A 6601-nucleotide genomic window follows, 5' to 3' on the forward strand; every position below is an offset into this window, starting at 1 on the left:
ACGCGGTGCCGCTCATCCGGGCGTCGCTGACCCGCACCATGTCGCGCACGCCCCTGGCCAGCAGCTTGCGCGGCAGCGGCAGGTTGCCGACCTCCGGCATGCCCGGGTAGCCCCTGGGGCCGCAGCCGCGCAGCACCAGCACCGAGGTCTCGTCGACGTCGAGGCCGGGCGAGTCGAGCCGGGCCCTGGCGTCCTCGACGCCGTCGAAGACGATCGCCCTGCCGCGGTGGCGCAGCAGCTCCGGCGAGGCGGCCGCGGGCTTGATCACGGCGCCGTCGGGTGCGAGGTTGCCGCGCAGCACGGCGATGCCCGCGTCGGGCAGCAGCGGGTCGGAGCGCCGCCGGATCACGGTGTCGTCCCAGATCTCCGCGCCGGCCAGGTGCTCGGCCAGCGGCCTGCCGGTGACGGTGATCGCCGCGGGGTCGAGCAGGTCCTCGACCTCCCGCAGCAGGGCGGCCAGGCCGCCCGCCCGGAACAGGTCGTCCATCAGGTGACGGCCGGCGGGCTGGAGGTCGGCCAGCAGCGGCACGCCCGAGCCGGCCCGGTCGAAGTCGTCGAGGCTCAGCTCGACGCCGAGCCGCCCGGCGATGGCCAGCAGGTGCACGACCGCGTTGGTGGAGCCGCCGATCGCGGCCAGCGTCACGATGGCGTTGAGGAAGGAGGCCCTGGTCATGACGTGGCTGGGGCGGCGGCCCGCGCGTACCAGCTCGACGGCCAGCCGGCCGCTGTCGTGCGCGCGTTCCAGCAGGCGGCTGTCGGGGGCCGGAGTGCCGGCCGTGCCGGGCAGCGTCATGCCGAGCGCCTCGGCCATGCAGGCCATGGTGGAGGCGGTGCCCATCGTGTTGCAGTGGCCACGGCTGCGGATCATGGACGACTCCGAGGCGAGGAACGCCTCGCGGGAGAGCGTGCCGGCCCGCACCTCCTCGCTGAGCCGCCACACGTCGGTGCCGCAGCCGAGCGGCACGCCACGGAAGTGCCCGGTCAGCATAGGGCCGCCGGGCACGACGAGCGCCGGCAGGTCGACCGAGGCGGCGGCCATGAGCAGCGCCGGGACGGTCTTGTCGCAGCCGCCGAGCAGCACCACGCCGTCGATCGGGTTGGCCCGCAGCAGCTCCTCCGCGGCCATGGCGGCCAGGTTGCGCCAGAGCATGGCGGTCGGGCGCACGTTCGTCTCGCCCAGCGACAGGACGGGCAGGTCGAGCGGCACGCCGCCGGCCGCCCACACGCCGTCCATGACGCTGCGGGCGACCTCGTCGAGATGGGAGTTGCACGGCGCGAGGTCGGAGGCGCTGTTGGCGATCGCGATGTGCGGCCGCTCGCCCTCGAACGCCTCGCGCGGCAGGCCGCGGCGCATCCAGGCCCGGTGGATGTAGGAGTTCCTGTCGTCACCGGAGTACCAGCGGGAACTGCGCAGCGCCATGTGACGGCACATTATCGGCAGCCCGGGGATTCAGCACCGCCTGCGGAGGAATGGGCAGGGGCATGGACCACATAGACGCGTACTGGCGGGCGGCCAACTACCTGTCCGTCGGGCAGATCTACCTGCTGGACAACCCGCTGCTGACCGAGCCGCTGCGCCCCGAGCACATCAAGCCGCGCCTGCTCGGCCACTGGGGCACCACCCCGGGGCTCAACTTCTGCTTCGCCCACCTCAACCGGGTGATCTCCGAACGCGACCAGGACATGATCTACATCGCCGGTCCCGGCCACGGCGGGCCCGCCGCCGTCGCGCACGCCTGGCTGGAGGGCTCCTACACCGAGCGTTATCCGGACGTCTCGCAGGACGTCGAGGGCATGCGGCGGCTGTTCCGCCAGTTCTCCTTCCCCGGCGGCATCCCCAGCCACGTCGCGCCCGAGACGCCCGGCTCCATTCACGAGGGCGGCGAGCTGGGCTACTCCCTCGCCCACGCCTACGGCGCCGCGTTCGACAACCCCGGACTGGTGGTGGCCTGCGTCATCGGCGACGGCGAGGCCGAGACCGGCCCGCTGGCCGCGAGCTGGCATTCCAACAAGTTCCTCGACCCCCGGCGCGACGGCGTCGTGCTCCCCATCCTGCACCTGAACGGCTACAAGATCGCCAATCCCACCGTGCTGGCCCGCATCCCCGAGCAGGACCTGTTCAAGCTCATGGAGGGGTACGGCTACCGCCCCCACCTGGTCGGCCCCTCGCACGAGGAGATGGCCGCCACCCTCGACACCGTCTTCGACGAGCTGGCCGAGTACAAGGACGGCCAGGACCGGCGGCTGCCGATGATCGTCCTGCGCACGCCGAAGGGCTGGACCGGCCCGCGCGAGGTGGACGGCAAGCCGGTCGAGGGCACCTGGCGGGCCCACCAGGTGCCGCTGGCCGGGGTCCGGGAGAACCCGGCGCACCTGGCGATGCTGGAGGAGTGGATGCGCTCGTACCGGCCGCAGGAGCTGTTCGGCTCCGACGGCAGGCCGGTCGAGGAGGTGCTGGCGACGGTGCCGCGGGGGCCGCTGCGGATGAGCGCCAACCCGCACGCCAACGGCGGCGAGCTGCTGAAGCCGCTGCGGCTGCCGGACTTCCGCCGGCACGCCGTCGAGGTCAAGTCCCCGGCCGCGCAGCTGACCGAGCCGACGCGGGTGCTCGGCGGGTTCCTGCGCGACGTGATCGCCGGCAACCCGCGCAACTTCCGGCTGATGGGCCCCGACGAGACCGCCTCCAACCGGCTGCAGGACGTGTTCGAGGTCACCGACCGGGCGTGGGAGGCCGAGCTGCTGCCCACGGACGAGAACCTGGCCCCCGGCGGCCGGGTGATGGAGGTGCTGAGCGAGCACCTGTGCCAGGGCTGGCTGGAGGGCTACCTGCTGACCGGCCGGCACGGCCTGTTCAACTGCTACGAGGCGTTCATCCACATCATCGACGCCATGTTCAACCAGCACGCCAAGTGGCTGGAGTCGTCGCAGAAGATCTCGTGGCGGCGGCCGGTGGCGTCGCTGACGTACCTGCTGTCGTCGCACGTGTGGCGGCAGGACCACAACGGCTTCAGCCACCAGGACCCCGGCTTCCTGGACGTGGTCGTCAACAAGAAGGCGTCGGTGGTGCGGGTCTACCTGCCGCCGGACGCCAACACCCTGCTGTCGGTGGCCGACCACTGCCTGCGCTCGCGCGACTACGTCAACGTGATCGTGGCGGGCAAGCAGCCGGTGCTGGACCTGTTCACGATGGAGGAGGCGATCGCGCACAACACGCGCGGCCTGGGCATCCTGCCGTGGGCCTCCACCGACCAGGGCAGCGAGCCGGACGTGGTGCTGGCCTGCGCGGGCGACGTGCCGACCCAGGAGACGCTGGCCGCCGCGGCGCTGCTGCGCGAGCACCTGCCGGAGCTGAAGGTGCGCGTCGTCAACGTGGTGGACCTGATGCGGCTGCAGCCGCGGTCGGAGCATCCGCACGGCATGCCGGACGCCGAGTTCGACACGCTGTTCACCGTGGACCGGCCGATCATCTTCAACTTCCACGGCTACCCCTCGCTCATCCACCAGCTCGCCTACCGCCGCACCGGGCACGCCAACATGCACGTGCGCGGCTACAAGGAGGAGGGCACCACGACCACGCCGTTCGACATGGCCATGCTCAACGACATCGACCGCTACCACCTGGTCATCGACGTCATCGACCGGGTGCCGGGGCTCGGCTCCAAGGCCGCGCACCTGCGCCAGCGGATGAGCGACGCGCGGCTGCGGGCCCGCGCCCACACCAGGGAGCACGGCGAGGACCCGGCGGAGATCAGGTCGTGGACATGGCCGGCCGAATTCTCGTCCTGAACACCGGCTCCTCCTCCATCAAGTACGAGCTGGTGGACGTGCGCACCCGCGAGCGTCCGGCGCGCGGGCTGGTGGAGCGCATCGGCGAGGAGCGCGGGCGGCTGACGCACCACGCCGGCGGCGGGCCGCCGTACGTGCGGGAGGAGCGGTTCCCCGGGCACGCCGAGGGGCTGGCGGCGATGCTGGAGGCGTTCCAGCGGGCCGGGCCGGGGCTGGAGCCGGTCGCCGTCGGGCACCGGGTCGTGCACGGCGGCACCCGCTTCACCGGCCCGGCGCTCGTGGACGACGAGGTGATCGCCGCGATCGAGGAGCTGGCGCCGCTCGCGCCGCTGCACAACCCGGTGAACCTGGCGGGGATCCGGGTGGCGCGGGCGGCGTTCCCCGGGGTGCCGCAGGTGGCGGTGTTCGACACGGCGTTCCAGCTCACGCTGCCGCCGCAGGCGTACACGTACGCGGTGCCGCGGGCCTGGCGGGAGCTCGGCGTGCGGCGCTACGGCTTCCACGGCACCTCCTGCGCCTACGTCTCCCGCCGCGCCGCCGCCCTCCTCGGCCGCGACCTGGCCGGGCTCGACCTCGTCGTGCTGCACCTGGGCAACGGCGCCAGCGCGACGGCGATGTCCGGCGGGCGCAGCGTGGACACCTCCATGGGGCTGACCCCGCTGGAGGGGCTGGTGATGGGCACCCGTTCCGGCGACGTGGACCCCGCGATCGCCGGCTACCTGGCGCGGGTGCGCGGCATGGGCGGCGAGGAGGTGGAGCGCGCGCTCAGCCACGAGGGCGGCCTGCGCGCCCTGGCCGGGACGCTCGACATGCGCGAGGTGCGGGCCCGCGGCGACGAGGAGGCCCGGCTGGCCCTGGAGGTCTACACCCGGCGCATCCGCAAGTACGTCGGCGCGTACTACGCCCTGCTCGGCCGCCTGGACGCGATCGTGTTCACCGGCGGCGTCGGCGAGCACGACGCGGCCACCCGCGCGGAGTCCCTGGCCGGGCTCGACCGGCTCGGCATCACCGTGGACCCCGCGCTGAACGCGGCCGGCCCGGCCGGGGAGCGGGCGGTCTCGCCGCCGGGCGCGGAGGTGGCGGTGCTGGTCGTGCCCACGGACGAGGAGTGGGAGATCGCCCGCCAGGCCGTGGAGGTGCTCCCCCGCCGGTGAGCGGCGGTCAGGCGTGCGGGACGGCCGGCACCCAGAAGTCCACGGTGGTCCCGGCTCCCGGCCGGTCGGTCAGGCTCCACCAGCCGCCCGCGATCTCGGCCCGTTCGCGCATCTCGATCAGCCCGAAGTGGCGCAGCGGCCCCTCGGCGCCCGGCGGCAGCCCGGTGCCGTCGTCGGCGACGCGTACGTGCACGCCGCGGTCGAGCGAGACCAGCGAGAGCCTGATCGAGGTGGCGCGGGCGTGCTTGCGCACGTTCGTGATCGCCTCCTGGCAGATCCGGAAGATGGTGACGGCGGCCTCGGGCGGCGGGTCGGCGTCGAGGCGGTGGTCGATCTCGAACGACAGCCCGGTGCCGGCCGTCACCTGCCGCAGGTAGCCGGCCAGGCCCTCGACCAGGCCCTCCTCGTCGAGAGCCGGTGGGCGCAGCTCGAAGGTCAGGTCGCGCAGGCGGGCGACGGCCGCCTCGACGGCCTCGCCGATGCCGCGCAGCTCGGCGGCCTGCTCACCGCCGAGGCCGCTCTCCATCGCGCGCAGGCGCATGCCGACGGCGACCATGGACTGGATCGTGTCGTCGTGCACGTCGTAGGCGATGCGCCGGCGTTCGACCTCCTGGGCGCGGACCAGGTGGGCCAGCAGCATGCCGCGTTCGTCGAGGGCGCGGGCCACGTTGCGGCGCTCGGTCAGGTCGCGGGTGACCTTGCCGAACCCGCGCAGCTCGCCGCGCTCGTCGTGCAGGGCGGTGATGACCACGCTGGCCCAGAACCTGGTGCCGTCCTTGCGGACGCGCCAGCCCTCCTCCTCCCACCGGCCGTCGGCGACGGCGACCTCCAGCTCCATGGCGGGCTTGCCGGCCGCGACGTCCTCGGGCGGGTAGAAGACCGAGAAGTGGCGGCCGATGATCTCCTCGGCCCGGTAGCCCTTGATGCGCTCGGCGCCGGCGTTCCAGCTGACGATCCGGCCCTGGGCGTCGAGCATGAAGATGGCGTAGTCGACGACGTTCTGGACCAGCAGGCGGAAGCGCTCCTCGCTGTCGCGCATCGCCTGCTCGGCCAGGCGGCGCTCGGTCAGGTCGCCGGTGACCTTGCCGAACCCGCGCAGCAGGCCCCGCTCGTCGCGCAGGGCGGTGATGACCACGCGCGCCCAGAACCGGGCGCCGTCCTTGCGGACGCGCCAGCCCTCGTCGGCCACCCGGCCGGCCGCCGCCGCACGGCCCAGCAGTTGTTCCGGACGACCGGCCGCGACGGCCTCGGGCGGGTAGAAGACCGAGAAGTGGCGGCCGATGATCTCCTCGGCCCGGTAGCCCTTGATGCGCTCGGCGCCGGCGTTCCAGCTGGTCACATGGCCCGCGGGGTCGAGGAGACAGATCGAGTAGTCGACGACGCTGCGGACGAGCAGCTGGATGTCCTCTGACTGCCTGTCTTGACCGGGCATACTGCAGCTTCGCACGGCCCGGCGGAAGACCGAAACTCGATCATGCCCTGGAGCGCTCCTGGGTGAGCGCGACGACGTGGGGCGCCAGCTCGCACCACACCACCTTGCCGCCCTCTCCGTCGCCCTCGGCTCCGTCCCCCTCGGGGCGGGAGACGCCCCAGCCGGTGGACAGCAGCTCGACGACGCGCAGGCCCCAGCCGTTGTCCGGCCCGGGCTCGCGCGGCACGGG

The 6601-nt window shown here is 73.4% G+C and carries 5 protein-coding genes; 2 read left to right on the forward strand and 3 right to left on the reverse strand.

Going from position 1 to position 6601, the window contains the following annotated elements; translation table 11 throughout:
- On the reverse strand, positions 1-1420 hold a 1420-nt coding region (locus tag AB0J71_RS49520; RefSeq protein WP_364421364.1), incomplete at its 3' end, for a dihydroxy-acid dehydratase.
- 62 nt (positions 1421-1482) lie between these two features.
- Between AB0J71_RS49520 and AB0J71_RS49525 the strand changes: the two genes are divergently transcribed.
- Together AB0J71_RS49525 and AB0J71_RS49530 are read left to right on the forward strand one after the other, a co-directional pair.
- Entirely contained in the window at positions 1483-3786 is a 2304-nt protein-coding gene (locus tag AB0J71_RS49525) for a phosphoketolase family protein (RefSeq protein WP_364421366.1), read from the forward strand.
- Positions 3762-4940, forward strand: a complete 1179-nt coding sequence (locus AB0J71_RS49530) for an acetate kinase (protein WP_364421368.1) — start codon at positions 3762-3764, stop codon at positions 4938-4940. Before AB0J71_RS49525 ends, AB0J71_RS49530 begins: the two co-directional genes overlap by 25 nt.
- 7 nt (positions 4941-4947) lie before the next feature.
- Here AB0J71_RS49530 and AB0J71_RS49535 read toward each other — a convergent pair whose 3' ends face one another.
- Together AB0J71_RS49535 and AB0J71_RS49540 are read right to left on the reverse strand one after the other, a co-directional pair.
- A complete protein-coding gene (locus AB0J71_RS49535; RefSeq protein WP_364421370.1) occupies positions 4948-6372 on the reverse strand; it encodes a PAS domain S-box protein in 1425 nt (474 codons plus the stop codon).
- Positions 6373-6412: 40 nt separating this feature from the next.
- On the reverse strand, positions 6413-6601 hold a 189-nt coding region (locus tag AB0J71_RS49540), incomplete at its 5' end, for a hypothetical protein (RefSeq protein WP_364421372.1).

This window comes from Nonomuraea sp. NPDC049637 (assembly GCF_040675235.1).
In the GTDB taxonomy this organism is placed as follows: domain Bacteria; phylum Actinomycetota; class Actinomycetes; order Streptosporangiales; family Streptosporangiaceae; genus Nonomuraea.